The 26,184-nt window shown below is 58.1% G+C and carries 20 protein-coding genes and 2 pseudogenes; 9 read left to right on the top strand and 13 right to left on the bottom strand.

Annotated features, from left to right (window positions below; genetic code table 11):
* Positions 1-103: 103 nt before the first annotated feature.
* The 5 genes from IVB13_RS01150 to IVB13_RS01130 form a co-directional block, all read right to left on the bottom strand.
* Complete coding sequence (locus IVB13_RS01150; RefSeq protein WP_247487424.1) at positions 104-1,105, bottom strand: NAD-dependent epimerase/dehydratase family protein; 1,002 nt, start codon at positions 1,103-1,105, stop codon at positions 104-106.
* Positions 1,023-1,412, bottom strand: coding sequence for a DegT/DnrJ/EryC1/StrS family aminotransferase (locus IVB13_RS01145; RefSeq protein ID WP_247487438.1), 390 nt, complete (start codon positions 1,410-1,412; stop codon positions 1,023-1,025). The genes IVB13_RS01150 and IVB13_RS01145 overlap by 83 nt, the downstream gene beginning before the upstream one ends.
* A 73-nt stretch (positions 1,413-1,485) precedes the next feature.
* On the bottom strand, positions 1,486-2,748 hold the full coding sequence (gene wecC / locus IVB13_RS01140) for a UDP-N-acetyl-D-mannosamine dehydrogenase (RefSeq protein WP_247487422.1): 1,263 nt from the start codon (positions 2,746-2,748) through the stop codon (positions 1,486-1,488).
* The gene (wecB, locus tag IVB13_RS01135; RefSeq protein ID WP_247487420.1) at positions 2,741-3,865 is read right to left on the bottom strand and encodes a UDP-N-acetylglucosamine 2-epimerase (non-hydrolyzing); all 1,125 of its coding nucleotides are present in this window, start codon (positions 3,863-3,865) and stop codon (positions 2,741-2,743) included. Before wecB ends, wecC begins: the two co-directional genes overlap by 8 nt.
* A gap of 2 nt (positions 3,866-3,867) precedes the next feature.
* Positions 3,868-4,662, bottom strand: coding sequence for a WecB/TagA/CpsF family glycosyltransferase (locus IVB13_RS01130; protein ID WP_247487418.1), 795 nt, complete (start codon positions 4,660-4,662; stop codon positions 3,868-3,870).
* A gap of 210 nt (positions 4,663-4,872) precedes the next feature.
* Here IVB13_RS01130 and IVB13_RS01125 point away from each other — a divergent pair, with 210 nt between their 5' ends.
* Positions 4,873-5,760 carry a glycosyltransferase gene (locus IVB13_RS01125; protein ID WP_247487416.1) on the top strand — a complete coding sequence of 296 codons (888 nt, stop codon included), beginning with the start codon at positions 4,873-4,875 and terminating at the stop codon, positions 5,758-5,760.
* Here the strand turns inward: IVB13_RS01125 and IVB13_RS01120 are convergent.
* From IVB13_RS01120 to rfbC, 5 genes are all read right to left on the bottom strand, one after another.
* Positions 5,719-6,903 (bottom strand): hypothetical protein, encoded by a 1,185-nt coding sequence (locus tag IVB13_RS01120; protein ID WP_247487437.1) that lies wholly within the window; start codon positions 6,901-6,903, stop codon positions 5,719-5,721. The genes IVB13_RS01125 and IVB13_RS01120 overlap by 42 nt on opposite strands.
* 84 nt (positions 6,904-6,987) lie before the next feature.
* Positions 6,988-7,905 carry a glucose-1-phosphate thymidylyltransferase RfbA gene (rfbA, locus tag IVB13_RS01115; protein WP_346731709.1) on the bottom strand — a complete coding sequence of 306 codons (918 nt, stop codon included), beginning with the start codon at positions 7,903-7,905 and terminating at the stop codon, positions 6,988-6,990.
* Positions 7,814-8,800, bottom strand: coding sequence for a dTDP-4-dehydrorhamnose reductase (rfbD, locus tag IVB13_RS01110; RefSeq protein WP_247487414.1), 987 nt, complete (start codon positions 8,798-8,800; stop codon positions 7,814-7,816). Before rfbD ends, rfbA begins: the two co-directional genes overlap by 92 nt.
* Positions 8,801-8,807: 7 nt before the next feature.
* Positions 8,808-9,866 (bottom strand): dTDP-glucose 4,6-dehydratase, encoded by a 1,059-nt coding sequence (rfbB, locus tag IVB13_RS01105; RefSeq protein WP_247487412.1) that lies wholly within the window; start codon positions 9,864-9,866, stop codon positions 8,808-8,810.
* Positions 9,867-9,879: 13 nt separating this feature from the next.
* Positions 9,880-10,437 (bottom strand): dTDP-4-dehydrorhamnose 3,5-epimerase, encoded by a 558-nt coding sequence (rfbC, locus tag IVB13_RS01100; RefSeq protein WP_247487410.1) that lies wholly within the window; start codon positions 10,435-10,437, stop codon positions 9,880-9,882.
* A 566-nt stretch (positions 10,438-11,003) separates the two neighbouring features.
* Here rfbC and IVB13_RS01095 point away from each other — a divergent pair.
* The 3 genes from IVB13_RS01095 to IVB13_RS01085 all read left to right on the top strand — a co-directional run bounded on the left by IVB13_RS01095 (position 11,004) and on the right by IVB13_RS01085 (position 16,986).
* The gene (locus IVB13_RS01095; RefSeq protein ID WP_247487409.1) at positions 11,004-13,337 is read left to right on the top strand and encodes a polysaccharide biosynthesis tyrosine autokinase; all 2,334 of its coding nucleotides are present in this window, start codon (positions 11,004-11,006) and stop codon (positions 13,335-13,337) included.
* 147 nt (positions 13,338-13,484) lie between these two features.
* Positions 13,485-15,371: a hypothetical protein gene (locus tag IVB13_RS01090; protein WP_247487407.1), complete on the top strand. Its 1,887-nt coding sequence runs from the start codon at positions 13,485-13,487 to the stop codon at positions 15,369-15,371.
* 151 nt (positions 15,372-15,522) lie between these two features.
* A complete protein-coding gene (locus IVB13_RS01085; protein ID WP_247487405.1) occupies positions 15,523-16,986 on the top strand; it encodes an exopolysaccharide biosynthesis polyprenyl glycosylphosphotransferase in 1,464 nt (487 codons plus the stop codon).
* Between the two features lie 68 nt (positions 16,987-17,054).
* Here the strand turns inward: IVB13_RS01085 and IVB13_RS01080 are convergent, their stop codons facing one another.
* Complete coding sequence (locus IVB13_RS01080) at positions 17,055-17,423, bottom strand: H-NS histone family protein (protein WP_247487403.1); 369 nt, start codon at positions 17,421-17,423, stop codon at positions 17,055-17,057.
* Between the two features lie 331 nt (positions 17,424-17,754).
* On the opposite strand from IVB13_RS01080, the pseudogene IVB13_RS01075 reads away from it, so the two are divergent.
* The 3 genes and pseudogenes from IVB13_RS01075 to IVB13_RS01065 form a co-directional block, all read left to right on the top strand.
* Positions 17,755-18,895, top strand: a pseudogene (locus tag IVB13_RS01075) (transposase); the annotation flags it as partial.
* A gap of 644 nt (positions 18,896-19,539) precedes the next feature.
* Complete coding sequence (locus IVB13_RS01070; protein ID WP_247487402.1) at positions 19,540-19,923, top strand: H-NS histone family protein; 384 nt, start codon at positions 19,540-19,542, stop codon at positions 19,921-19,923.
* Between the two features lie 735 nt (positions 19,924-20,658).
* Entirely contained in the window at positions 20,659-21,849 is a 1,191-nt protein-coding gene (locus IVB13_RS01065; RefSeq protein ID WP_247487400.1) for an IS256 family transposase, read from the top strand.
* 256 nt (positions 21,850-22,105) lie between these two features.
* Here IVB13_RS01065 and IVB13_RS01060 read toward each other — a convergent pair whose 3' ends face one another.
* Entirely contained in the window at positions 22,106-22,336 is a 231-nt protein-coding gene (locus IVB13_RS01060) for a hypothetical protein (protein WP_247487398.1), read from the bottom strand.
* Positions 22,337-22,409: 73 nt separating this feature from the next.
* Positions 22,410-22,697 (bottom strand): hypothetical protein, encoded by a 288-nt coding sequence (locus tag IVB13_RS01055; protein WP_247487396.1) that lies wholly within the window; start codon positions 22,695-22,697, stop codon positions 22,410-22,412.
* A 672-nt stretch (positions 22,698-23,369) separates the two neighbouring features.
* Between IVB13_RS01055 and IVB13_RS01050 the strand changes: the two genes are divergently transcribed.
* Together IVB13_RS01050 and IVB13_RS01045 are read left to right on the top strand one after the other, a co-directional pair.
* On the top strand, positions 23,370-23,585 hold the full coding sequence (locus tag IVB13_RS01050) for a hypothetical protein (RefSeq protein WP_247487394.1): 216 nt from the start codon (positions 23,370-23,372) through the stop codon (positions 23,583-23,585).
* A 1,673-nt stretch (positions 23,586-25,258) separates the two neighbouring features.
* Positions 25,259-25,546: pseudogene (locus IVB13_RS01045) on the top strand (transposase); the annotation flags it as partial.
* Positions 25,547-26,184: the final 638 nt, after the last annotated feature.

The raw sequence follows: 26,184 nt of genomic DNA, 5'->3' as shown, positions 1-26,184 counted from the left end.
TACTCCGATCCGAAGGATGCTTCGATCTGGCCAAACAGGAGAGCACCAAGTCCACGACGTACCAAGGATCGCCTTTGGACTATCGGTTGCGCTGCGAGGGGACTCACGGCGCCACCGCTTGTCGTTGCCGCGCCGCCGAGGCTCCGTGTTCGGAACGCCACCACTTGACGAGATCCGCGAGGCCATACTCGAGCGACACTGTTGCGTGAAAACCCAGTAAACGTTCCGCCTTTCCCGTAGAAGCCACACGACGCGGTACCGGATTGATCGAGCGTTCAGGCGCAAATTGCGGCAGCACGCCGCTATGGCCCATGACATTGGCCAGGACTGAAGCGAGCTGCATGAGGCTCGTTTCGATGCCGCTTCCCACGTTGAACACCTCGTCGCTGACCTGTGCCCTGGCAGCAAGGATGTTCGCGCGCGCAGCGTCACGGACATGGACTAGATCCAAGGTGTGCTGGCCCGGCCCAACAATCACCGGCGGCGTTCCAGCTTCCAATTGCTCCATCCAGCGGATCAACATCTCGGCGTATCGAGCGTGCACCTCCATGCGGCTGCCATACACGTTGAAATATCTGAGAGCGACGTATTCAAGGCCATACAGATCATTGTAGGCACGTAGCAGGCCTTCATTGCACGCCTTCGCGGCACCATGTACCGTACGGTTGCCATGAAAATTCTGACGCTCGGTTGTCGGAAACTCCTCCGCCATGCCGTACACCGAAGCCGACGACGCGGCGATGATCTTCTCGATGTCGTGCTTCACGCAGAGTTCGAGCAGTTCGAAGGTCCCATTCACCATGACATCCATGGCGAGACGCGGTTCGGCTGCGCAGCGGGTGTTCCGCAATGCCGCGTGATGAAAGACCATGTCGGCAGCTTCGACCAGCGCTTCCAATAATTTTGTGTCACGTATGTCGCCTTGGACCAGCCGCACCGGTCCCCGTGTCAGCGCCTTTTGAAGGTTCTGCGGTCGACCGGTCAACATATTGTCGAGCGCGACAATTTCGATGCAGCCTTCGTCACACAGCAGATCGATGATGTGCGAGCCGATAAACCCCGCACCTCCAGTAACAAGAATGCGTTTCCCCTTGAGATCGATCAACACCGTTCTCCGATATTAGACTACTGACCATGTTGAGGCAATTTCCTGAGTCCCCGGCTACTCCGATGATAGCGGCTGACGTCGCCACGAGGTTCATGGAGACCTTGATGACCCCATCGCCTGGCCCCACTCCGACCGCCAACAATGCCAAATAGAGCGCCAATGCGCCGATGCTGACGGCCCGGCAACAACCAATGTTGCAGTATGCGGCGAATTCACTCCCAAAAATACAAGCCTCAAGCCTCTGCGCAGATCGCTCGTTCCCGATGGCGCGCGTGATCGCAACATCGATCAGCGATTCGATCATTCGGGCCTGTACTTTCACGTCGGGGAAGGGCATCAAATCAGTCATCTCATCGCTAGTCCGCTCAACTTGCCCGTCACGTCCGCACAGGCATGTCCTGCCATATACCCCGCGTGTCGATTACATCGAGATGACGGCGCTCGGCCAGCGGCACCATCTTGAACTCATCGTGGTCGACCAGGAGAATGGCGATTTCACATGAACGCAACGCCTCATCTATGTTCACGAAGCCAACTTGGAAGTCGGCCAGTTCCGGCGGTAGCCGCCGCAGATTCGGTTCGACGACCTTGATCCGCTGGCCGTACTTCTTCGCCAAGTGTATTGCAATTTCCATGGCCGGACTCTCGCGTAGATCGTCCACGTTTGCCTTGAATGCCAGCCCGCAGCAGGCCACGCTTGCGTAAGGATGGTCGTCGATCAGAGCTTCGGCGCGCTTAATAATATTCTCCGTCTTGGCGTTGTTGACCTCGCGGCTCGTTCGCATTACGCGCGCGAGATCCGGCGCCGAGTCGATAATGAACCACGGATCGACGGCAATGCAGTGCCCACCCACGCCTGGTCCTGGCCGCAATACGTTAACCCGCGGATGACGGTTGGCGATATCGATCACCTCCCAGACGTTGATGTCGAACCTGTCGCAAATCAACGAGAGTTCATTGGCAAATGCGATGTTCACATCCCGAAATGCGTTCTCGGTCAATTTGACCAACTCGGCCGCTCGCGCCGTGGTGGCAACGCAGGCGCCGCGGACGAACAACTTGTAAAAGCGCTGAGCACGCCGCGTGCAGGCGGGAGTAATTCCCCCTATACATCGGTCGTTGTTGATAAGCTCGCTGAGGATCCGACCGGGCAAGACGCGCTCGGGACAATAAGCGACGTAGACCGCGCCGTCCTCACTGCCGTTGATGCCAATTCTCAGATCCGGCCTACGCTCGCCGATCCGCTTTGCAATGCCTTCGGTCGTCCCGATTGGCGACGTCGATTCGAGAATGATGAGATTGCCTGGGACAAGGAGATCCAGAATGCTCTCGACGGCGGCATTCACGTTGGACAAATCTGGTCGGTTGCTGCCATCGATAGGTGTGGGCACCGCGATGATGAAGACATCGGCGGCCTGTGGCTTGTTTGAGGTCGTCAGCGCGCCGCTCGACACGACCTTGGAAACGAGACCATCCAGATCTGGCTCTGCGATATGAATGGCTCCGGAAGCTACCGTCTTGACCACATACTCCTTTGTGTCCACGCCGACCACCTGAAATCCACGGCTGGCAATCAGCGCGGCGGTCGGCAAACCGATATAACCCAGTCCGACGACAGTCACTTTCTGGAACTCAGGCATCAAGAAGCACCTTCACGATACGCTCGCTGGCGTGCCCATCGCCAAAGGGATTATGGGACCGGGCCATCGCGGAATAAGTCTCATCGTCGTCAAGCAGACGGAATGTCTCCCCGACAATCCTGTCGTAGTTCGCGCCGACCAGGCGAGCGGTTCCCGCTTCGACCCCCTCTGGACGTTCGGTCGTGTCGCGCATCACAAGCACGGGCTTGCCGAATGTCGGCGCCTCCTCTTGCACGCCCCCGGAGTCGGTCAGCACAAGATGGGACAGCGACAGGAGACTGACAAAATCCGTGTACTCCTGCGGGGAAATGAGCACGACACGCGGATGGTTACCGAGTCGCGCTGCAAACACGTCACGGACATTCGGATTCGGATGAACAGGAAGCACGATGGCAACGTCCTCCCTGCACAAGATCGTCTCCAGTGCATTCACGATATTGAGGACTCCTTCGCCGAAATTCTCCCGGCGGTGGCAGGTGACCAAAATGATGCGGCGGTTGCCGTGATGTTTTTTGACGACGTCCCACCGGGACGAAAGCTGCGGACTGGCTTCAACCATCGCTTTCGCGAGGATCAGCGCGTCAACGACGGTATTTCCAGTAACGTGAATGCGATCGTTGGATACGTTCTCCGACCGTAGCGCGCTCGCGGCGCGCTCGGTCGGCGCGAAATGCTGATCGGCGATCGAGCCGACAATCTTGCGGTTCACCTCTTCCGGCCAAGGCGCGAAAATATCTCCACTTCGCAGGCCCGCCTCGACGTGCGAGACCGGAATGCGGTGATAGTACGATGCCAACGCGCCGGTCATCGCGGTCGCAGTGTCGCCCTGGACGATAACCCTGCTGGGTTTCACCCACTGCAGGACTTCACCGATTTGCGCCAACAATCGACCAGTAAGACTATCGAGCGTCTGGTCGACCGTCATCACGTTGAGATCGAAATCCGGCACGACGTTCGCCAGCTTGAGAACCTGGTCGAGCAGCTCCCGATGCTGCGCCGTGGCGCATACGGTGACGGCGACATCCTTGTTCTTTTCGGCCTTGAGCCGATTGATGACCGGAAAAAGCTTGATCGCTTCCGGTCGGGTTCCCAATAGAATCAGAAAATGCTTGCGCACGCTCAGCCTCCGATCCGCCCTGCTCCCGGCGGGAGAGCACTGTACATAGCGGGCGCTCGCCGGAGCGCATGTCGAACGAGCGCTTGCACCAGGACGCCGGCAAATAGCGTATTGGTCCTGGCATACCGCCACCACATGCGTCGGGGCTCCTGATAGATGCGGTACAACCATTCGAGACCGAACTGCTGCATCTGAATGGGCGCCCGAAGAACCTGGCCTGCGAGAACGTCGAACGAACCACCGACACCCATGATGAACGGCACGTCGAGCTCGTCGCGATGGGCGGCAAGGAAGCGTTCCTTGCGCGGCGTGGGCATACCGATGAAAAGGCAATCGGCGCCACTGGATCGGATATCGCGGACAATAGCGCTCTCCTGCTCGCGGCCGAAGTAACCATGCGTCAGTCCAGCAAAGACAAGCGAAGGGTGCCGCTCACGGGCACGCCGCGCCGCCTCGTGCAAGACGGCAGGGCTGGCTCCCAGAAAATAGGGACGGAAGCCCTCTCGCGCGCAAACTTCCAGCAGTTCGCTCAGGAGATCGACGCCCGTGACGCGCGACTTTGCCGGCAGACCAAGCGCTCGCGCGCCCCAAATGATGCCCATGCCATCGATGCCGACAATGTCGCTGTTGGCTACATCAGCGGCGAGCACGGGATCGGAACGCATGTTCACAAACTTCGCGACATTGAGAGCAACGTGCTGCAGACGCTGACGTCTTCGCATGGCCTGGCGCGCCAGGTCGATCGTCTCGGGCATCGTCAGAATATCGATGGGACATCCCAGAAATGAAACACGCATCGGCTTCCTCGCTTGAAACCGCGCCGGGCGTTAAACTGCCCGTCACTACGATTTAAAATCATCAATAAGATAATACTGACCTATCTATTTAATTTCAAGCTTTCTTGATATTATATTTTTAAACGTGTTTACTGGAGCTGCGGCATTACGCCAGATACCGCCAGCAAGGCCGCGACACCGCCGCAAGGCAATCAAGAGAGATTAAATGACATGATTTCGGTGATTATTCCGCATCTAAATCAGCCGCGCGAACTGGACATCTGCCTGGCGAGCCTGGAAGCGCAGAGTCTTTACCGCGGCTCGTTCGAGATCATCGTGGTGGACAATGGATCCGCCATTTTACCGACAGACGTTGTCGCCCGACATTCCGGGACACGACTGCTTCAAGAGGCGCAGCCCGGCCCTGGCCCGGCCCGAAATGCTGGCGTTGCGGCGGGAGCTGGCGAGGTGCTTGCCTTCATCGATGCCGATTGCCGGGCGCATCCGGACTGGCTGGGCAGCGTAGTGCGCTCATTGCATTCGTTGCCGCCCGGCACAGTCCTCGGGGGGGACGTTCGTATCTGGCAAGGCGAGAACGCGCAGCTCGACGCAATTGCGGCCTACGAGAGCGTTTTCGCCTATCGATTCAAGCTGTATATTGAACGCCATGGCTATTGCGGTACCGGCAACATGGCCATGCTTCGGCGAGACTTCGAGTCAGTGGGGCCGTTCGCGGGGATCGATGTAGCGGAAGACATGGAGTGGGGACATCGCGCACGTCGTTCCGGGCTTCGGTTTCGGTACGTACCGGAGATGATCGTCTTCCACCCGGCCCGGGGTTCCCTCCAGGAGCTTTACGTCAAGTGGGACCGGCAAATCGTCCACTACCGCAATATGGCCGAAGGTACTCCGGCTTGGAGATTGCGTTGGATCGCGCAAGCTCTTGTGGTGCTGGCCTCCCCAGCACCAAGCATTGTAACAGTTCTAACGAGCGACCGGCTCCATGGCGTTCGGCACCGCATCAAGGCTATCGCCGTCATGTGCGCCGTACGTCTGCATCGAGTGACGACCATGCTGTCATTGCTGCGCAATCGGCGCGTCGTCGCATGGAACCGCTAGCTGATCGAAACGCGCATTGTGTGCCCTGCCAAAGGCCGGGTTGCAGGCCAACTCTGGCAGATCGTTGCGCTGGCCAAAGGACCACAATATCCATCCCAATTCGTAGCTGCGGCATTCTAGCCGAAGCCCCACACCAGAACTCTCGATCAGCTCGGACTCGCGTCCCCTGTAGGCATTCCCGATCGCACGCAGCATCCTGGGCGCTCGCGCCGTGACTTCGCCCTTCCGAATCTGCGATCTGATGGTTAGTCCGAGATCAGGTACCAGCATTGAGCGGCGAAGCTGGTTTTCGCCGAGTATCCAGTTAAATCCCTTAATCAAGGCGTTGCGCGCGCCTGGAACGTCATAGCGCTCTGCCCACTCCAGCAGCGCGGGGGCCATGCCATATTGATGAACAGAGTAGACTTCATAGAAGTCGAGCACGCGGCCGCTAACGGCATCGAAAAACCAGGGCCACTCGCCCCGGGGTCCTTGAAGCTCAATCAACTTGCGTGCGCAGGCGCCTGCCATTGCAAGTGCGGATGAATCCCCTGCCAGTTCACCGTAGTGGTAGCATGCGATCGAAAGATAGATCTGGGTCGCGAAGGAGGCGAAGCGCCGCCGCAGCCCGAATCCCGCGTCGAAGAATAGGCCTGATCCGCTATGGAACCGCTGCTTGAGAAAACGATAGAGCGGTCCAGCAAAACAAGTCCATTCGTCGCCGCCCGCCCCGACTTGAGCAACGACGCCCGTCAACAGCATGCCCAAGTCCTGCGCACGAAATGCTTTCCACCTTTCCTGCTCGGTGAGAAGCGCTCTGACTTCGCGCCTCACTTGCTCGGGTACTTCGAAGCCAAGTTCTGCCGCAGCCCAAAGCGCCATGCCCAGCGCATATTTCCGCACCGGAAGCAAAGTGAGCTGGACTGCGTTTCGGTGGAATACGTCCGAAAGGTTGAGGCTGCTGGGAGTCTCCCGGATCCTGGACATTCCGAGCAGAACGTTGAGGGTGTAGAACACGTCGCTGTGGGGCAACGACTCGTTCGGCGATGTACGCCCGTCGAGATGGTAAATGTGAGACCAGCGGCCGTGTTCGGGAAGCCAACACCGTTCCAGTCCTTCGAGCGCATAGCGGACCAATGCGGAATTTTGCGACACGCCGGGCATCAAAGTCACGCCATTAATCGGAGTACACTTCATCTAAGCGCTACCGTGGCTTGGGCCTACACCAATATTTCCGACTACATCCGCTCAAACCAATAGTGGCTGCGCGGCGGCTACACCGTGCTGTCCCATCTTTTCTACGTGGCCGATCTCGCGTAAATATCGGCCGTAGCCGCTCTTCTCCAGCGGTTTTGCCAGCGCTTCGATCTGGTTACGGTCGATGAAGCCTTGCCGGAACGCGATTTCCTCGAGACAGGCAACCTTCATCCCTTGCCTTTTCTCAATGGTCTGCACGAACATCGCCGCATCAATCAGAGATTCCACCGTGCCGGTGTCCAGCCAGGCGAAACCACGCCCCATCCGTTCAACGTGGAGCGCCTTGGCCGAGAGATACCGCATCTGCAGATCGGTGATCTCTAGCTCGCCGCGTGCCGACGGCTCGACACGGCGCGCATATCGGACGACCTGGCTGTCGAAGAAGTAAAGACCCGTGATCGCCCAATTCGACTTTGGAAGCTTCGGCTTCTCCTCGATCTGAACTGGCCGATCGAGCTCGTCAAAGGTAACCACGCCATACCTCTCCGGATCCCGCACGTGGTAGGCGAAAACCGTTGCTCCCTCCTCACGACCCGCAGCTCTGGCGAGCAGTCCACTCAAGCCGTCTCCGAAGAAAATGTTGTCGCCCAGCACCATCGCAACGCGGTCGTTCCCGATGAAGTCGGCGCCAATAATGAAGGCATCCGCAAGACCGGCGGGACGGGGTTGCTCAGCATAACTGAGCCTGATCCCCCACTGACTACCGTCACCCAGCAACCTCTCGAACTGACACCGATCTGAAGGCGTGGTGATGACAAGAATCTCGCGGATGCCCGCCAGCATCAGTGTCGACAAAGGATAGTAGATCATCGGCTTGTCATAGATGGGCAGCAGCTGCTTGCTCACCACCCTCGTGATCGGATAAAGTCGCGTTCCGCTGCCGCCGGCCAGCACGATTCCTTTCAGCATCGATTTCACCTTCCACGAGTTGGTTGAGACAGGTTTCGAGAGAGCAAGGCCACGTCGGCAGTCGAATCCCGAGGACACGCTCGGCCTTCGCTGAATCGAGGCGCGAATTCCGTGGCCTCTGCGCGGCGGTTGGATACTGTTCCGTCGTGATCGCTTCGAGCCGGGGCACCTGCATACCGCGACGAGCGAGCAGGTCGAAAACCGCCTGGGCAAAGCCATACCACGTTGTTTCGCCTCGGCCGGCCAGATGAAAGATGCCGGCCATCGCTCTACGATCATGGGTTAGCAGCGGTCCCACGAGCTGAAGGATCGCCGCCGCAAGGTCGAGAGCAGATGTCGGAATTCCGTATTGGTCCTGGACGACCCTGACGATAGGCTTCGCTTCACGGAGCCGCAGCATCGTCCGAACAAAGTTGCTGCCGTGCGGACTGTAGATCCATGACGTTCTGATCACGGTTGCGAGCGGATGCGCGGCCAGAACGGCAGCTTCGCCAGCGAGCTTGGACGCGCCGTACACATTCAATGGCGCTGGAACATCGCTTTCGTCGTAGGCTTCCGATTTCCTTCCATCAAAAACGTAATCCGTTGAGACGTGGACAAACGGAATGTTCATCTGCCACGCGATGTCGGCCAATGCCGCCGGACCATCGCGATTGATGAGAAATGCTTTTGCTACTTCCGACTCCGCGAGGTCCACCGCCGTGTAAGCGGCAGCGTTGATGATCATGGACGGCAGGGTCCGATCGATGACCGTGCGGAGCTCGCCGCAAGTTTCAAGATCGAGTTCGCTGCGTCCGAGAGCGACGAGAGGGATACCGTGCATTGCCGCGAGGTCACGAAGACACCTTGCCAACTGACCGTTGCGGCCGGCAACCAAAATGGGCCTTTCCGTCATTGCACCCTCAGTGTTGAGTAGCGAGGAGACCGAGACGCGAGCCGTCGTAGACTCCGCTGCGAGCACGCTCCCACCACGCGCGGCCGTTAAGATACCAACTGACGGTTTGGGTGAGCCCCTCCTCGAACGTCCTTGTGGGCTGCCAGCCGAGCTCTCTGTGCGCTTTCGACGCGTCGATTGCGTAGCGAACATCGTGTCCTGGACGATCCGGCACAAACGTGATCATCGATCGTCTCGTTGTCGAACCGGGACATAGCCTATCCACGACGTCACAGATCTGGGTGACCACGTCCAGGTTAGAGCGTTCGCTGTCGCCGCCGAAATTGTACTTCTCGCCGGGCTTGCCTTCGGACAAAAGCTTGACGAGTCCTGCCGCATGATCCTCGACATGCAGCCAATCGCGTACGTTCCCGCCGTTGCCGTAGACCGGTAGCGGTTTGTGCTCGATCGCATTTAGGATCGTCAATGGAATGAGTTTTTCCGGAAATTGATATGGCCCGTAGTTGTTCGAGCAGTTCGACACGATCACCGGGAGGCCATAGGTCTTGAACCATGCAAGCGCGAGATGATCTGACGCCGCCTTGCTCGCAGAGTATGGAGAACTCGGGCGATAAGGCGTTTCCTCGCGAAAGTAGTCCGCGACACCCAACGAACCGTAGACTTCGTCGGTCGAAACGTGAACGAAGCGAAAGCGCTCTCGCCGCGGCCCCGTGAGGCGGTCATAATATTTTCTGGCCGCTTCCAACAAGGTGTAGCTGCCCACGATATTCGTGGTGATGAAAGCTGCCGAACCGGTGATTGAGCGGTCGACGTGACTTTCGGCCGCAAGGTGAATGACCGCGTCAGGCTGGTAGCGGTCGAACACGAGATCCATGGCTCCTTGATCGCAGACATCCTGCTGCTCAAAAGCGTAAGACCTCAACTCATCGAGGCACGCTAACGAGGTCAAGTTGGCTGCATAAGTCAGCTTGTCGACGTTAATGACTGCAGCACCCTTCTCCAGCACCAAGTGCCGGCACACTGCAGAGCCGATAAAGCCCGCTCCCCCGGTCACCAAAACGCGCATCCTACTACTCCCGTCATTCGAAAACGGTGCTAAACTGATCAAACCCGGGCAAAGACCGGTCTTTCTGAGATACCTGGGCGGCTCCTGTCGTCACGGGCCATTCGATCGCCAGCGCCGGATCGGCCCAATAGAGTCCTGCGTCATGGCTAGGAGCGTAGACCTGGTCGACCTTGTAGAACACGACGGTCTGGGGCCGCAGTGTGCAGAAACCGTGCGCAAAGCCTTTCGGAACAAACAGCTGATCACCAGTTTCGCTATCCAGTTCGATCGCTACGTGCTTCCCGAAGGCGGGCGACGAACGCCGAAGATCGACGACGACATCGAGAATGGCCCCGTTCAACACCCGAATGAGCTTAGCCTGGGCAAACGGCGGTCGCTGAAAGTGTAGACCCCGAACCGTCCCGATCCGATCTGAGCTGGATTGATTGTCTTGGACGAAGTCGTCCAGAATTCCCTTTTCTGCAAAGGCCGATCGCTGAAACGTCTCGCAAAAGTACCCCCGGGCGTCGGACACCCGACGTGTCCGAACCATCTTGACGTCGGGAATCTCCAAACATCTCACTTCCAGCATAGCGATGTACCCTCAGATGCGCGGTTCCAGGTCCTCCTCGTTAGGACCAGTTGGTTCTCCAAGCGCCAATCGAAGCTGCTCTCGCCATTGTCGTACGACGTACCCAACGGGGAGTTGCTCCCACCGGCGACGAGTCCGCGGTGCGGGCCAGGTTTGACAAGCTCGGCCGCTCCACCGAGCATCTCCTTCTGACCGCGAGTGCGCCATTCAGAGCCTGCACCGCCGCGGCGTGGGGGATTGGCTCCGATTTGATTTGACAGGTATTGCTTTTCCAACACGGGGTACGCCCGAAGATGTTCATTTAATTTCTGCTCAGAACTTTGATCAAATATTCGATATATTCATTCACGGCCGACTACTGCCGCGACGACGCGCGTTGAACCGTTGGCGCACCTGACCTGCCCGGCCCTGCACTGCCTCTCGACCGGCGCCTTCACATTATCCAAATATCATTTAATTTGGCAATGACTTTTTTCTCGTATATATATTTAGTAGTGTTATTAAATCCGGCGGTCAACGTACATACGTTGGCTACTAATCCACGTGCCTCACCCTGACAGGTCCCTATGCTGCAGAGCAATCTTCTACAAACCGACAGAACGCATCTGCAACTGGGGGGGCATACCCAACCCGATCAAATCAACGGCGGGGGAATCGGCGACCTTGTCAAATATGCCATCGCTTTACTAGAGCGTCGGCACCTTATGATTCTCGTCACTGCGGCCCTCGTATTTGCCGCTACCATGCTCTACCTTCGGTTTGCTCCCCCTACCTACACGGCAGAAGTACAGATCCTGCTGAAGAATCCGCAAGCCAAGTTCGTCCAGCAGCAGTCGCTTCTCCCAGAGCCGGTGATCGATAACGCTCAGATCGAAACGCAACTGCAGATGATAAGATCGAGAGCGATCGCTGCAGCAGTTCTAACGCAGCTTAAGCTCGCCAGCGATCCGGAATTTGCTGGGTCGATCCAGCCCCTAAGTTCTCTTCTGCAACGGATTCGAAGTCGAGGTCTCGGGCCCGATAACGATTCACAAGCCGATATATCGAATCACCCCTCCGAAGGAGCAATCGTAGCACTGCTGGACCGACTATCCGCGTCCAGGGTCGGCTACAGCAATATTATCGAGGTCAGCTACAGCTCGAGCAGCGCAACACGCGCGGCGGAGATCGCAAATGCCGTGGCTAACGCCTATATCAACGACCAGATGAATGCGAGGTTTGAAGCTGCACGAACGGCAGCGAATTGGCTGCAGGAACGCCTAACCAATCTTAATGAGCAGGCACTGGCGGCCGAACGCGCTGTAAGCGCATACAAGTCTCAGAACAACATGGTGTTTACGGGCGGAAAGTCGATCGACGAACAGCCCGTCAACGATCTTAGCGCCCGATTGGTAACCGCCCGAACGCAGACCTCTGATGCTCAGGTCAAATTCAATCGCTACGATGCAATCCTGCGCGCCAATGCAACGGGGTCGTCGACCATCAGCGCACCTGACGCGGCCAGCGCCGATGTCCTACAGAGCCCGATCATCAATTCCCTTCGCCAGCAATATCTTGACTTGTCACGTCGTGAAGGCGATTGGTCGGTCCGACTCGGTCGCAACCATTTGGCCGTCGTCAACTTGCGGACACGGATACGCGACATTCGCACATCTATCATCGAAGAAGTTACGAGGCTTGCTGATGCCAGCCGAAACGAACTGGAGGCAGCACAGCAACGGCAGAAGGAGCTCGAGAAGCAGCTCGCCGAAGCCGTATCTCAGTCGCGCCTGACGAACTCAGCGGAGCTAACAATACGGGAGCTGGAGATTCGGGCGAAAGGCCTCCGCGCCATGCACGAGGCGTTCCAGCAGCACTACATGGGATCGGCGCAGCAGGAGACATTTCCGAGTCCGGAGACACGGATCGTCTTTCCCGCCTCTCCGCCCGAGCGCAAAAGCCGACCGAAAACAAGATTGGTGCTGGGCTTCGGCCTGGTTTCCGGACTCGCACTCGGAATCGGCTTGGCTCTCCTGAGAGACGTTATGGACCGAGTGTTCCGGACGTCTTCACAGCTGGAGGCCGCATTGGAACTCCCCTGTTTGTCACTAGTCCCTGTGCTGTCACCTCCCAAGACCCCGAAGGCAATAGTTCGATCCGAGCAACAGACTGAGGATCTGCGATCACGGACGTTGGCGAATGTCCCGACAATTCACCGATCCGTCCTCGAGATGCCGCTTTCCCGGTTCACGGAAGCCATCCGTTCCATCAAGCTTGCCATTGACCACAGTCCGGCCAAGGCTTCCAATCAGGTGGTTGGAATCACGTCGGCTCTGCCGAACGAAGGTAAGACGACAATTGCGGCCTCCCTGGCACAGCTGATCGGACATAGCGGCAAGCGAGCCATCATCGTCGATTGCGATCTCCGAAACCCTTCACTTTCCGCCAGTCTGGCTCCCAAAGCCGCTTTTGGCCTCCTCGAAGTTCTAAACGGCAGCCGCTCACTCGAAGACACCATATGGCGAGATCCAAAAACCAATCTTGCACTCTTGCCCGTCGTGCGGCGCGGTGTCCTATTCCATACCAGCGAGATCCTTTCCGCCGACAATGTAACCAAACTGTTCGACCGTTTACGGACCGAGTATGACTACATCATCGTGGATCTTCCGCCATTGTCTCCTCTAGTCGACGTACGTGTCACTGCATCATTGATTGACTGCTACGTTCTTGTGGTAGAATGGGGACGCACGAAGATCGATGTGGTCCAACACGCCTTGCACACCGCGCCGACCATTTGCGATTCGGTGATCGGCGCCGTCCTCAACAAGACCGATATGAGGGCGATGGCCCGCTACGACACTTCCCGCAGTGATTACTATAATGACAGCCACTACATTAGATATGGCTTGTCGGACTCCTAGGATGACTCTCTGGCTACCGCCGACCAAACGATGCAGTCAGCGCCTTCTGCAATATGCTCTCCGTTTTGAGCGGGTCAGAGTCAGAGATGGTGTAAAATGGTTGTCCTATTAGGTCCAGGGGTGCTATCCGGCGTTCTTGCGGCCGCTATGCTGGCGGTGGGCCTCTTCGCCGCGTCGTCAACCCTCGCCTCCTTCGCGAAGCGTGTGCGGCCCCTCTTCATTCTGGCTCTTGCCGCACCCGTGCTTTGGATCGCATTGCAAGTTGTTCCGATCCCGCTCCGCGGCCTCGGAAATCAGATCTGGGCGACGGCATCGGCAGCCCTACACCAACCTCTCGCGGACAGGTTCTCGGTTGATGTACGGGAGACGATACTGGCGCTATCACATTACAACCTTGTTCTCGCCGTGGCTCTCGTCACCGCAGTCGTTACCCTGGACAAGCACCGGGCAGCGCAGGTCCTCTATGTCCTTGTATCGATCACCGCAGTCATCTGCATATCTTCGATATGGAGAAGAAGCAACCCGAGTGGCTCCTGGCCCGCCGAGCAAGTCTGGACGGGCTCGGCCGCAGCGGCACTTGGTGTGCTTCTCTCCATTGCAATGGGTATCCGTGCCGTCGACCAGCTGCGGCGACCTAGACGGTCCCTTCGCTCGCCGACAGGACCGCTCGCGATTCTTAGCTGCGCAATTCTGTCATTGATCGCCTACCTCTCGGCAACCCTGCTTTGCAGCGGCTTGACCGCGCTGATTGCTGTTCTGCTCGGAGCGACAACTATCCTTACGGTCGTCGCGGTCCGCAAATGGTTCTTTGGCGTGTGGGGCAGAGCTGGCGTTCTCGCGACCACCGCCATGTTTTTCGCCGCCAGCTTCACTTTCATTCCGATCAATCGGAATGCTGACCTGACGGTTGCCTTATCGACGCAAACTCAGGCCGCAACCGAGCGGATGCTACAGGACACTCACCCGATCGGGACCGGTGCAGGCACTTTTGTTGCGCTTCTGCCGATTTATGGCGACGTGGGCATGGCAGCAATGCGCGAACGGCCGACCGCTGCGGCGGCGGTCGCGGTCGAAATGGGACGTACGTTCCTCTGCGGCCTGTTGATAGTCACTGTCATCAGCACCTGCATTTTGTTCGGGCGCGCCTTGTCTCGCAATCACGATTACCTATACCCAGCCGTCGGCGCAGGCGCTTCCGTATCGTTGACAGTACTGGCCTTTGCCGAGAATAGCCTTTTCGAATTATGGACATCATTGTTGGTCGCGGGGGTCTACGGCCTGGCTTTTGCTCAAAGCCTGTCCGCTACGGCTCGCGACGTGGAGTCCACATTGCTGCGGCAGCTTGCTCAGGACGCGAGCGACCGAACCACGGCGCCGCAACGGATTCCTTCGCCTATCTTCGCTTCCCCATGGATCCTGACCCGCATTGCTCTAATAGTCATCGGATTGCTGTTGGCCGCGCAAGCAGCTTGGATAGTCTCGCAAAGCCGACCGTTTGGTGATCGCCTTCCCGTTGCATCGGTTGCGGGTTCGAGCGAAGCCTCAACCTCGGCGCTCCAATCCAGGCGCGAGAATGCCGCCGCTGCAACTGTACGCCTTAAGTCAGACAGGGCCACGGACCCGCAGAACATCGGCCGGTCCACAGGCTTGAATGCTTTTTCTGCAGTGTTGGAATACTCACCGCTTCGGGGCGACGCTTGGCTCATGCTTGCGGCGCTTTCAAAGCAGCACCAGACGGCATATGACACGACAAGCTTACTTAAAATGTCCTACTATACTGCACCAAACGCGCTGGAGCTTATTCCATTGCGGCTTACCGTGGCTCTCGGCACCGATGCTGCGGTCAAGGAGCCTGAGCTTCGGGATCTTATCCGGCGCGACCTTAAAGTTGCCATGACCGGCCGGACGGCACTCAGGCCAGCCGTCGCCGCCGCTTACCAGTCGGCATCGGCAGACGGCAGGGCGCTCGCCGAGAGTTCGATTTCCGAACTCGACCCAGGCTACGTCCAGAAGTTGCGCCCGCGAGGCCCATAGCCGGTTCAGCGGCGCGCCCCAGCCCTATTTGATATCGCGGCACGCACCAAAATTTCGATTAAATTTATCGACTCGCAGCGAATTTTGGTTGATTAATATATTTAAATTTTAGTATATTAAATTATTAAGCCACCGGCGTTCTGTATCAGCCATGAATTTTATCAACCGGCATATCGGTGGCCATGAGAGCGATCTAACTCTCCTCAACCGACGATTGTCCATTGCGAATGAAGGCAAATGGCCCGTCCGGTACGACTCTGTTGAATTTGTGATGATCTGCGCCGATATCTCGACCATTCTATTCGCCGGCTTCCTTTCCGCATTTCTTTCGCCCGGTAGCCCGGCACCAGCTGGCCTAGCCCAGGCATGCGCCTACGCGGCAGCAGCAGTATCTTTTGTCTACATTCTGAAAGGCAGGGGACTGTATCGGCCAACCGAACTCCTCGTACTCCGGAGCCAAGTTCGCGGCATTTGCCTCACGTGGATTTTGTTGCACGTTCTGGCGGCCACGGTGGAGATGCTCGATGACAATCCACACTTCTTCCGAGGCGCCGGCCTCCTGTTTGCGGCACTCGGCCTGGCGTCTTTGATTGCCCAACGGTGCGTTGCCAGGGTACTGCTGATAAAATGCGTCAGCGGCAGAAGGTTCGCTCGGACGAGTCTCATCCTCATCACCGATCAGCCGCCTTCGAATTATGCTGGTCTGTCGGAGACTCTTGCTGTCCTCGGCTATTGCGTTAAGGGCCGCTTTGATTTGCCTGCCATGGGCTCAGATCCTGGTTTCAGAAAACGGCTCAGCTCCCGCGTGATCGAACATATTAGGAATTCCGAAGTCGATAAAATCGTGCTCGAGGCCAATCCTGCACGATGGCCCGACCTTCGTGCCCTTGTCTCCGATCTGAGGGTGCTGCCATTCCCCATCATGTTCGTCCCGGTCGGCGCTGCATCCGAACTGCTTCGACATCCGGCAAGGAGCTTGGGAAGTGCCGCCTGCGTAGAGATCCAGGCTGGCTCCCTCACCGCAATCGAGCGCGCAAGCAAACGGACAATTGATATTATCGGTGCAGGACTTGCTTTGACGGTTCTTGCACCGTTGCTCGCGATAGCTGCCGTCGCGATCAGACTAGATTCTCCCGGCCCGGTCCTCTTCAAGCAACAACGATGCGGCTTCAATGGCCGAGTATTTTCCATCCGCAAGTTTCGGACGATGCATGTGCTTGAAGATGGGCCTGTCGTCGTTCAGGCAACGCCTCTCGACCCGCGTCTCACCAGGGTCGGCAGATGGCTACGGCGAACGAGCTTCGACGAGCTGCCGCAGTTGTTGAATGTCCTCGAGGGCAGCATGTCGCTAGTAGGCCCACGCCCCCATGCCGTGGCCCACGACGGACAGTTCGACAAGCTCGTCCGGAAGTACGCCTTCCGGCGCCGAGTGAGGCCGGGATTGACAGGATGGGCTCAAATCCATGGCTGCCGTGGACCAACGCCTACAGCGACCATGGTTGAAAAACGTGTTGAGTACGATCTCTGGTACATCGACAACTGGAGCGTTCGGCTGGACCTCACAATCCTACTGCGAACTCCCATGGAAGTGCTGCGGGGGCGAAACGCCTACTAGACGGATAGATTCACGGGTCTGCGCGGGCTAGCTGACTGCAACAATCCTGCCGATGAATGCGGATCCGGTCACGCCCGCTGACGAAGCTTCGGACTTGCTTCGCCTATGCGGAAGTCCTCAATCCTCCGGCCAGACTTCATCGCGGCAACCAACCACCGCGGCCGCTTGCCGCGTCCGGACCAAGTCTCGGACGTTTGTGGATTCCGATATTTCGGCAGCACCCGCGGATATTTACGCCTCTGTTTGCCGGCTGGAGACGCGTCCACCCCACTCGCGTCTGCCCGAGCAGCCATCCCACCCCCGAGAACTGCTAGGCGCTTCTCCAATTCGTGCTTTTCCGCCTTGATCCGGTCAGACAAAATCCCGCTAACTTCCTCATGAAGTGACCAGAGATCGTCAAGGGACATGGATTCTAGTTCGAGCTTCTTAGCTGACATCCTGGCACCGTGTAGTTGCACACATCTAATCTCGTCTAATATTGCCCCCGTCGACATTAATCAAGACAGGAGCCGAACTATCCCAAAGCAATGCATGGAACCGAACCGGATCTTGCACCTCAGATAACTGCCTCGATTTTCCTGATCAAGCAGATAAAGTGGCCAATCCGCGTGTCATTTAACTGGGTATCCGTGAAAAAATCCCAGGCCATTGATTTGGAAGGCATTTTGCCGTGGTGAGATTTGCCAGAAAGCGGGCCCGTGGAGCGGGATTCCTTGCAAACTTGATTTGGGATTTCCTCGCCTTTGGCAGTTTTGGCGAGGCGACGAGATGCGACCACGGGAGCGGAGCGTTACCCGAGAACAGGATCTTTTTCGCTCTCGGCTCGATCAGATCATGGACATGAAGCATCCGCTGGTAACGCTGGGTCACGCGGTGGATTGAAGCTTCCTGAAGGTGCGGTTCGCCGAGGTCTACACCGATGATCCCCGCCGGCCGACGCGGTTGATGGCGGGGCTGGCAATCCTCAAGCACACCTACGACCTGTCGGACGAGGTGCTGTGCGAGCCGTGGATCGAGAACCCCTATTCCCAATACTTCTGCGGCGAGGAGTTCTTCTAGCACTGACTGGTGTTCGATCGCTCGTCGCTGCCCGCTGGCGCAGCCGGATGCGCGAGGAGCGATTGGCTGCGCTGATCCAGGCGAGCCTGTCGGTTGCCACCACCAGGGCCAACGCAATCAAACCGTTCACGGCCTGGCTTTGCGCCAGTCTTATAGGCGCGGGCGGGCAAGCTCCCCCTGATCCAGCATCAGCGCTATGCGCACGCCAAGCAGTTCAAGCGCGCCAACCGGAAGCTCAACACGCTGCAGACCTATCTCGGCCGCGTGCTCTGCGACATTTGGCCGCAAGATCGAGGACAAGAGCGAGCTCCAGGCGGCGGTTGCAAAGCTACTGCCGCTGGCACGGCGCGTGCGCGAACAGCAGCAGCGTCAACGCGGGCACAATATCTATTCCCCGCATGCGCCGGAGGTCAAATACTCCGGCAAAGGCAAAGGCCCACCGGCCCAATGAGTTCGGCGTCAAAGTCTCCGTTGCCACCACGATCTGCCGCGCGTCACCCATGGAAAGCGCTGCCCGGCAATCCGCATGACGGTCACACGCTGGCCACCGTGATCCCGGATGGAGGCGCTGGTCGGCAACACCATCGCACGCACCCTCGCCGACAACGGATACCGCGGCCACAACGCCCCGCCCGATCACAAGCTCAGGGTCTTCATCTCCGGCCAGAAACGAGGGGTGACGCCCAAGATCAAGCGCGAACTGCGCCGCTGGGCCGCCGTCGAGCCCGTCATCGGCCCCCTCAAGGCTGAGCACCGCATGGGCCGCAATTTTCTCTGGTTCCGCCACGGCGACGCCGCCAACGCCGTCCTTGCCGCCGCCGGCTACAACTTCCGCCGCCTCATCCGCTGGCAGCCTGTTGCTGCGCCAAATCCTCTCCGCCTCGCTGCCGCGGTTCAGACGCTTCCGCCCTGAAGCCAGAGTTGTTCACGCAAGACTAACTAATATCACACGCGCTACGTACAGCCAGGGAGCCATTCACGCGAGAAACCCGACGCGAAGGGAGACGAGATCAAGCTGGACTCACGAACAATATGACACACCGCAGCCTCGATAAGGATTCTTGGCACGCAGGGCCGCCCCTCCATCGATCTGAGAGCCTCGTTGCCGTCCCCCCGTCCCATAGGCGCAAACGGGAGCCAATAACCTCGATGTTCATAAATGCGAGCCACCTGAGTTCGATTTGGGGCCTCAGGGGTAAGATGTCCAACAACGTAGCCGAGGGAACGATAAACCGGCCGATTGAATGTTGAAGACGCTCGAGAGGATACTCGATCACGACTAATTCTCTCTTGCGCCCTCCGGAAGCTTCTGAGCTTGCTGAGACTTATTAATAACATAATCATCGCAATAATTATTAAATGATATATAATGAATATGTTGCTTCGTCAAATTGAGCGCCGACTTTGTTCATTCGTCGTTCGGGCCACGATGCTTGATTATGACCGATGCTAGATGGATAGGCGGCCGGTCCAACGGTGACGAGAATGCTATCTATGCGCAGGCAAGATCTCGAAGCCATGGACTTTGAGGAACTTTGGCTCCTCCACGAAGAGCTGACGAAGATACTTGCCGAAAAGATCACGGTCGAGAAGCGGGAGCTCGAAAAACGGCTTGCGCAACTCAACCAGCCTGATCAATTCGGTGAAGCTGAAAGCGGGGCCGCCAACGCGGAAACGGGTCAGCCGCCGCGCCGCAAATACCCGAAGGTCGCGCCGAAATACTTCAATCCACTCCGACCGACCGAGACTTGGTCGGGACGTGGTAAACAGCCTCGCTGGCTAGTTGCCGCGCTCCAAGCGGGGCACACGCTCGAAGAGTTCAGGATTCGCGAGAACGGCGAATCGTCCGATCGGAATGCCGGAGGTCAAGGGCATTAGCTCCGCGCAAACTGCAGAAATGTCGTTCGCCTGAAACGTTGGCCCTGCGAAGGCGCTCGTCGGAGTGTTGCTGGCTCTAAACCTCTCCGGCACGCACTGCGGTGGCGGCCCTCAACAGGTATCGTAAGTGTCCGTTCTCGGCACGAACCATAATCCAGGCCGGCGCATGCCGGTTTGATTGTAACCAGAGTTCGTCTCCCTCTGGTAATTTCTGAGGTCCAGGACCGTCATTGCGAGGAACGGCACACGTGTGGCCGGAAACCGCGCTTGCATCAACTTTCGCATGAACTGCAGACGGGAAATTAATCGGGAGCGCATTAGCGCAGCGAGAGCGAGCAGCTGGTTTCGACGGCACGCTCATTAATTCGCCCGAGACATGAGAGGCAAGTTTGTGCCAGTCCAGGCCCTCGACGGAATTGTTCAGGTCGCAACGAGATGCGGCATATCGTGCTCGCCAAGCCAAACCGCAGTCTTGAACTGATCATGGATGATCAACATGACTGCTGGATAAGGGGGCGTTGGGATGTACATGCTTCCCCGCTCCAGCAGCGCGGGGAATTGTCCGGGGCCAGAATAGAGGGGTCGTGTCCCCAGTGATGGTGTAGCTCAGTAGAGCAAAGCCGCCCGTACGCGCGCCCCAATAGCGCCGTAGCGGGCGGGCGGCTTTGCGGTGGTCACCGGCAGTTCTCCGGTAGGATTGGGTTGCGACACGCCAACGCAACCGAGGAACCACCGATGACCGACGAGATGATGAACCTGCGAACGCTCGTGGAGAAGACCCCCGATGCGGATTTGCTGCGCGAGATGATCGGCTTTGCCGCCCAGCGCCTGATGGAGCTGGAAGTCGAAAGCCAAACCGGGGCCGGCTACGGCGAGAAGAACTCCGAGCGTCTGGCGCAGCGCAACGGCTACCGGGACCGGATCGGGGAGACCCGCGCCGGCGCGGTCGAGCTTCGCATTCCCAAGCTGCGCAAGGGCTCCTACTTCCCGGGTTTCCTGGAGCCGCGCCGGATGGCCGAGAAGGCGCTCACGGCCGTCGTCCAGGAAGCCTATGTGCAAGGCGTTTCAACCCGCCCGGTGGACGACCTGGTGCAGGCCATGGGCATGACCGGCATCTCCAAGAGCCAGGTGAGCCGGCTGTGTGGTGAGATCGACGACAAGGTGAAGGCGTTCCTCACCCGTCCGATCGAGGGCGACTGGCCGTATCTGTGGATCGATGCCACCTACGTGAAGGTGCGCCAGAACGGGCGCATCGTGTCAGTGGCGGTGATTGTCGCGGTCGGCGTCAATAGTGATGGACGGCGCGAAGTTCTCGGCATGGACGTCGGTCCCTCCGAAGCCGAGACGTTCTGGACGGCATTCCTGCGCAAGCTCGCCCGCCGTGGCTTGCGCGGCGTCAAGCTGGTCGTCTCCGACGCCCACGAGGGCATCAAGGCCACCGTGGCCAAGGTGCTCAACGCTAGTTGGCAGCGCTGCCGCGTGCACTTCATGCGTAACGCGCTGGCTCATGCCGGCAAGAGCGGCCGGCGCGTCGTCTCCGCCTTCATTGCCACCGCCTTCGCCCAGGACGATGCCGACGCCGCACGAGCGCAGTGGCGGAAGGTCGCTGACCAGCTTCGCCCCAAGCTGCCCAAGCTTGCTGGCTTCCTCGACGAGGCCGAGACCGATGTGCTGGCCTACATGACGTTCCCGCCGCAGCATCGCACCAAGCTGCACTCGATCGAGCGTCTCAACGGCGAGATCAAGCGGCGAACCGAAGTGGTCGGCATCTTCCCCAACGAGGATGCCATCGTCCGCCTCATCGGCGCGATCCTGCTCGAGCAGAACGATGAATGGGCCGTCCACCGGGCCCGCTACATGACGCTGGAAACCATCGCACCTTTGAGCGATGATCCAACCGTCAGCCTTCCGGCTATCGCCAGCTGACCGACCCGGCTCCTTCCGGTGAAGCAGGTGACACACCAGCTACACCACGCCCGGGGACACGATCGAATAGAGGTGCGCGGGCCCGGAGCGGCCCGATGCAGATCGACGGTTCCGACATCCCGCGGTCGACTCAGCTCGATACACCACCTCCCACTTTTGAGGCGCGCTTGATCATGAATTTCATAGCCAATTGTGCCCAGAGCGGCGACAGCTCTTTCAGCCTCGTCCGGCATGACCATGATGTCCAGATCGAACATCAGCCGAACTCCTCGCCGTTCGATAGGCGGCGGGTAGCGTTGCCGGCCCCTTGAGCAACACCGGCGTAACTCCCCGGCCGTTCAATCGCTATGACGGCCTCTTCCAATTGACCGGCCAACCGCTCGTTGCGCAGCACGTCTCGGCGATGGATCTGGCGGATATACGTGCAGACGTCCTCCGGCAACACAGATGCAAATTGATCGACGATGAGCGCAGCGGCGCGGCTCAAACGAGCCGTAGTTGCCGAGGAAATTTGGCTGAACGCCTCACGGCAACCAGTCCACATCCCGCGCAGGTGCACATCACCTGACTGCGCTTCGCTTCGAAATGACCATGCGGCCCCAGTCACGCCGCCAGCTGACTACCTCGCGCGTCTCAGATAGAGCAATATTCAACACTTGTTCTCCGGGCACACTCACCGGTGCAGTCAACCGGTGAGAGTCCAGCAAATACCGGTAAACTTCGCGATCAGCACTCCGCTCTCTTAGGACGCGCTCCTTCTCGTTTATGCTCGCTAGTTTGTCGTTCATTTGGGCTAACTGCTGCGCAGCCGAGGTGGAGTTGTGCTCCTTCTGGATCAATTCCCGCATCGTCTCCTCCAACCGAAAAGTTGATAAAAGTAGCTTACGGCATTGACGGCAACTAACAATGAGATTTATATCATCATCATATAATCAAAATTTATTTCATGCTTGAACCGGAAGCAATCATTCAAGCATCAAAGAAGCGCCCCGTGTCGAACGACGACCAGCCGAGACGGCATCGTAGAACCCGCCTGATCGTCTTGGCCTCCTGCGTGCAGGAAAGCAGGAAAATAAAATCCGACGAGAGTCGCAAACCGGACCGACAGCGCTGGTTTAATTTACAGGATTAAATCATAACGAGGAATGTTTCGCTAACGAGAGTGGAGTGAAGCCGGTGATCGACCATGGGCAGCATGATCGTCTTGGTCGGGAGCGGTGTAGCACGGACAAAACTCTCACCCCATCAGATTGGTCCATTTTCAGTGGCACCCCCTCAAGAGCTTTCGAGGGCCGCATAATCAACGGCCCGCGCTGCCGAGCCAAAGACACCGGCAGCGTCCAAGGAATGCTCAAGGAGCGATCCAGCCGGTTGGAAAAAGCCGTCGCGAGCAAGCCGCCCTTTGATCGAACAAGCACTCCCAATGTGCGATGCCCCCAAGTAACCCACACTGGGGATACGCACTCCAGCCGGCCGGTTCTCTTTCATTAGACAACGAATAATTTCCGAGGGAGGCTCAAATGGGCATGATCATGGTCAAATGTCCGCAAACCGGTCGCGCGATTCCTACTGGCATCAGGTCGGATCGCGAGGCTTTCCTGCGAAGCGTTGTGTTTTATAGCAATACTCTTTGCCCGGTCTGTCGCGCCAATCACAACTGGTTCGCTCGCGAGGCCTGGGTCGAGGACCCGGTCGTGCGGCCCAGGGAGATGTTCGATGAAGCACCGCCGGCGTAGCGGGTTTCGGTCCCGATGCGTGGCCGCACCAACTAGCATTGCACGAGTTCCGGTCGGCCGCTTTATTTGGCGGCCACGTGTGCGGAGTTGATCTCGAGCGGCATGGCCGCCGCACCAGCTCAGAACTGGGACTTGGTACGGAACTAGATGCGCTCGATCGTCGAGCAGCGCTCATCCAGTTTCTTCTTTTGAGGCCACTGCTTCTGTCACGTCTTACCGACGGACGCTCTGGAGGGATGCGAAATATTTCGCTCTACGTCGTAAAGCGAACTGACGCCGTTATGAACCGTACGTTAAGCGTCACACCGGCAGGTCGTCACAAACTAAAGCTTCCGGTCGCTAATCCTGCAAGGGCCTGTTTGGGGGTATTGTAGTGAGTAGTGGGATTTGCAGCCGCTCGGCTGTTCTGCGTCAAACGGCGAGGGAGCTCGTTAGCCTGCTTGTTCAATTGCATAGGCTTCGGGAACAAGTGCGAAGGCGGAAGGGCGAAGCCTCGGGGAAAGAGCGAGATTAGGGCCGGCGTCGCGGATGCATCGGCGCCGGTTTGGGACGAGTTACCGCACGCGGATTCAATGATGGCGAGCGGCGCGCCTAATTTTCAGCGAACTCGAAGATGATCGTTTCACGGATCGACTTTGAAGCCGCCGATAGCCCTTTGCACTGCTCCAAGCCGCTCGATCGCCCCCCAATGGAGCGTGCGCGCTCAGCAGAGCTTCAAGGCAGGCCGATGATGCGAGTGAAGCCCTGTGACTAGAGAAAACGGCTGCACTTGGATCCGCCATGCTTTCCGGTCCGGCCGAGATCACCCACGGTGGCATGCTGCTGATCATGTCCCGCGCCTGAGTTAGCTCTAAGCCTGACCTTTTATCTGATTTTTTAGTTTGTGAAGCAGCGCTCCATCTGAAAGACGATTTGAAGGCGAAGCGAAAGTCGTTCGCGTCAAATCGTTTCGGCGGTAGCGCCATGGAAGGCGAATTTAGTTATTTTATATAATCATAATTAACCCGACGCAAAACAGAAAATAAGGTGGGTAAAACTCATGGGAGGGGTGGATGGAGACTATACGCCGCTTGCGCGCAATGGCGTCGCTGTGCCGACAGACTTCCGCGCATTATCCTGATCGAAGCTGGAAGCTTCTCGCCGAAGCTGAGTTCTGGGAGCACTTGGCCAATGGCATGCTTCGCGAGCATTTCGAACAATGCACGGCTGGCTCCTCGCTCCCACCGATCGGAGATGACCCTAATACCGCGGAATCGAGCGCGCACGTCACCGCGTGAATGCTCTCGCCTGACTCTAGACCTCGCTCGCCCGTGCGCCGGGCGTCAGTCCTCTTCAAGGAGTCTCATACAGAACCAAGCCCTGCCGGCGCCTTCCAGTCGAGATCAACTGGAAGCCAAGCAAATCTCAAATGAGCGGTCCGGCGCCACACAGATCTGCGCAGGTTGATGCCGGGCCGCCCGCTCGGCCGCTCGGACTACTGAGCTCCGTTTGTTAGTCGTCCGTGAAAAATCCTGAAGCAATTGAGCGGCAAAAGGAAAATGCCGGAATTTGCGGGATTGGATTTGCCAGCAACCGGTGCTTGGGAGGCGGTTTTCTTGCAAAATGATGTTTGTGATTCCCTCGAATCTCGCGCTGTGATTCCCTGCTGCTGTCGGTGACGAGCGGAGGATTCGATGCGGCCACGGGAGCGTCGGGAGAGGGGCGATCAGGATCTGTTTCGTTCACGGCTTGACCAGATCATCGACACGGAACACGCGCTGGTGAAGCTGGCGCGGACGATCGATTGGGGATTTCTGGAGGCGAAGTTCGGAGCGGTCTACACCGATGACCCCGGCCGTCCGCCGCTGCCGACGCGCTTGATGGCGGCGCTGGCCATTCTCAAGCACACTTATGACCTGTCCGACGAGGTGCTTTGCGAGCGCTGCGTCGAGAACCCCTATTACCAGTTCTTCTGCGGCGAGGAGTCCTGAAGAAGTAGAGAAGTGCAATGACTGCGGCCGAATGGTCGCACTTCGTGACCGCACCTATTAATAAATTTCAATTGATTTGATTATATTACAGATATTTAATCCACTCGCAAACCTCGGAGAGATGCCATGCCCGGCCAGGACGATGACCGCCGTCAATTTCTGAAGGCCTGCGGAAAGTTCGCCGCCGTGGCACCTCCAGCGATCACGCTACTACCGGCTGGGGAAATGGCGGCGGCCAGGGCAGCCCCAAGGCAAGGACGATAGAGGCCGCTGAACCATTTGTCGGGGCCGTGTCGCGATGGCCATTTTCTCTTTTACCGCATTCAAGAACCCTAAGGCACTGAGCCTGAAGTATTGAAATTCTACTTTTGCTCTCGCGCTATTTGCTCTGACGCCATCCTGATAGTGCTTTTTTGTGCTGGGGAGGACATTTATGCGAGGCTCTCGCGCAATCCTTTACGCCGAACGACTTAGCGAACTCGCTTCTCAGCTCTCAGAGTTGGAAGATCTTCGAGATCTGGTCGAAGAAGCTGAGCGAAGCGCCCCGCGGTGTGCCTCCATTACGTTTGACACATCCTCCGTCGCGCCGCGTTCGACGTCGTGAACGGGGCGCTTTATCTGTTCGCCTC

Origin of the sequence: Bradyrhizobium sp. 17 (assembly GCF_023073515.1) — a bacterium.
GTDB lineage: Bacteria > Pseudomonadota > Alphaproteobacteria > Rhizobiales > Xanthobacteraceae > Bradyrhizobium > Bradyrhizobium canariense_D.
This window is presented reverse-complemented; position numbering and strand designations above follow the sequence as displayed.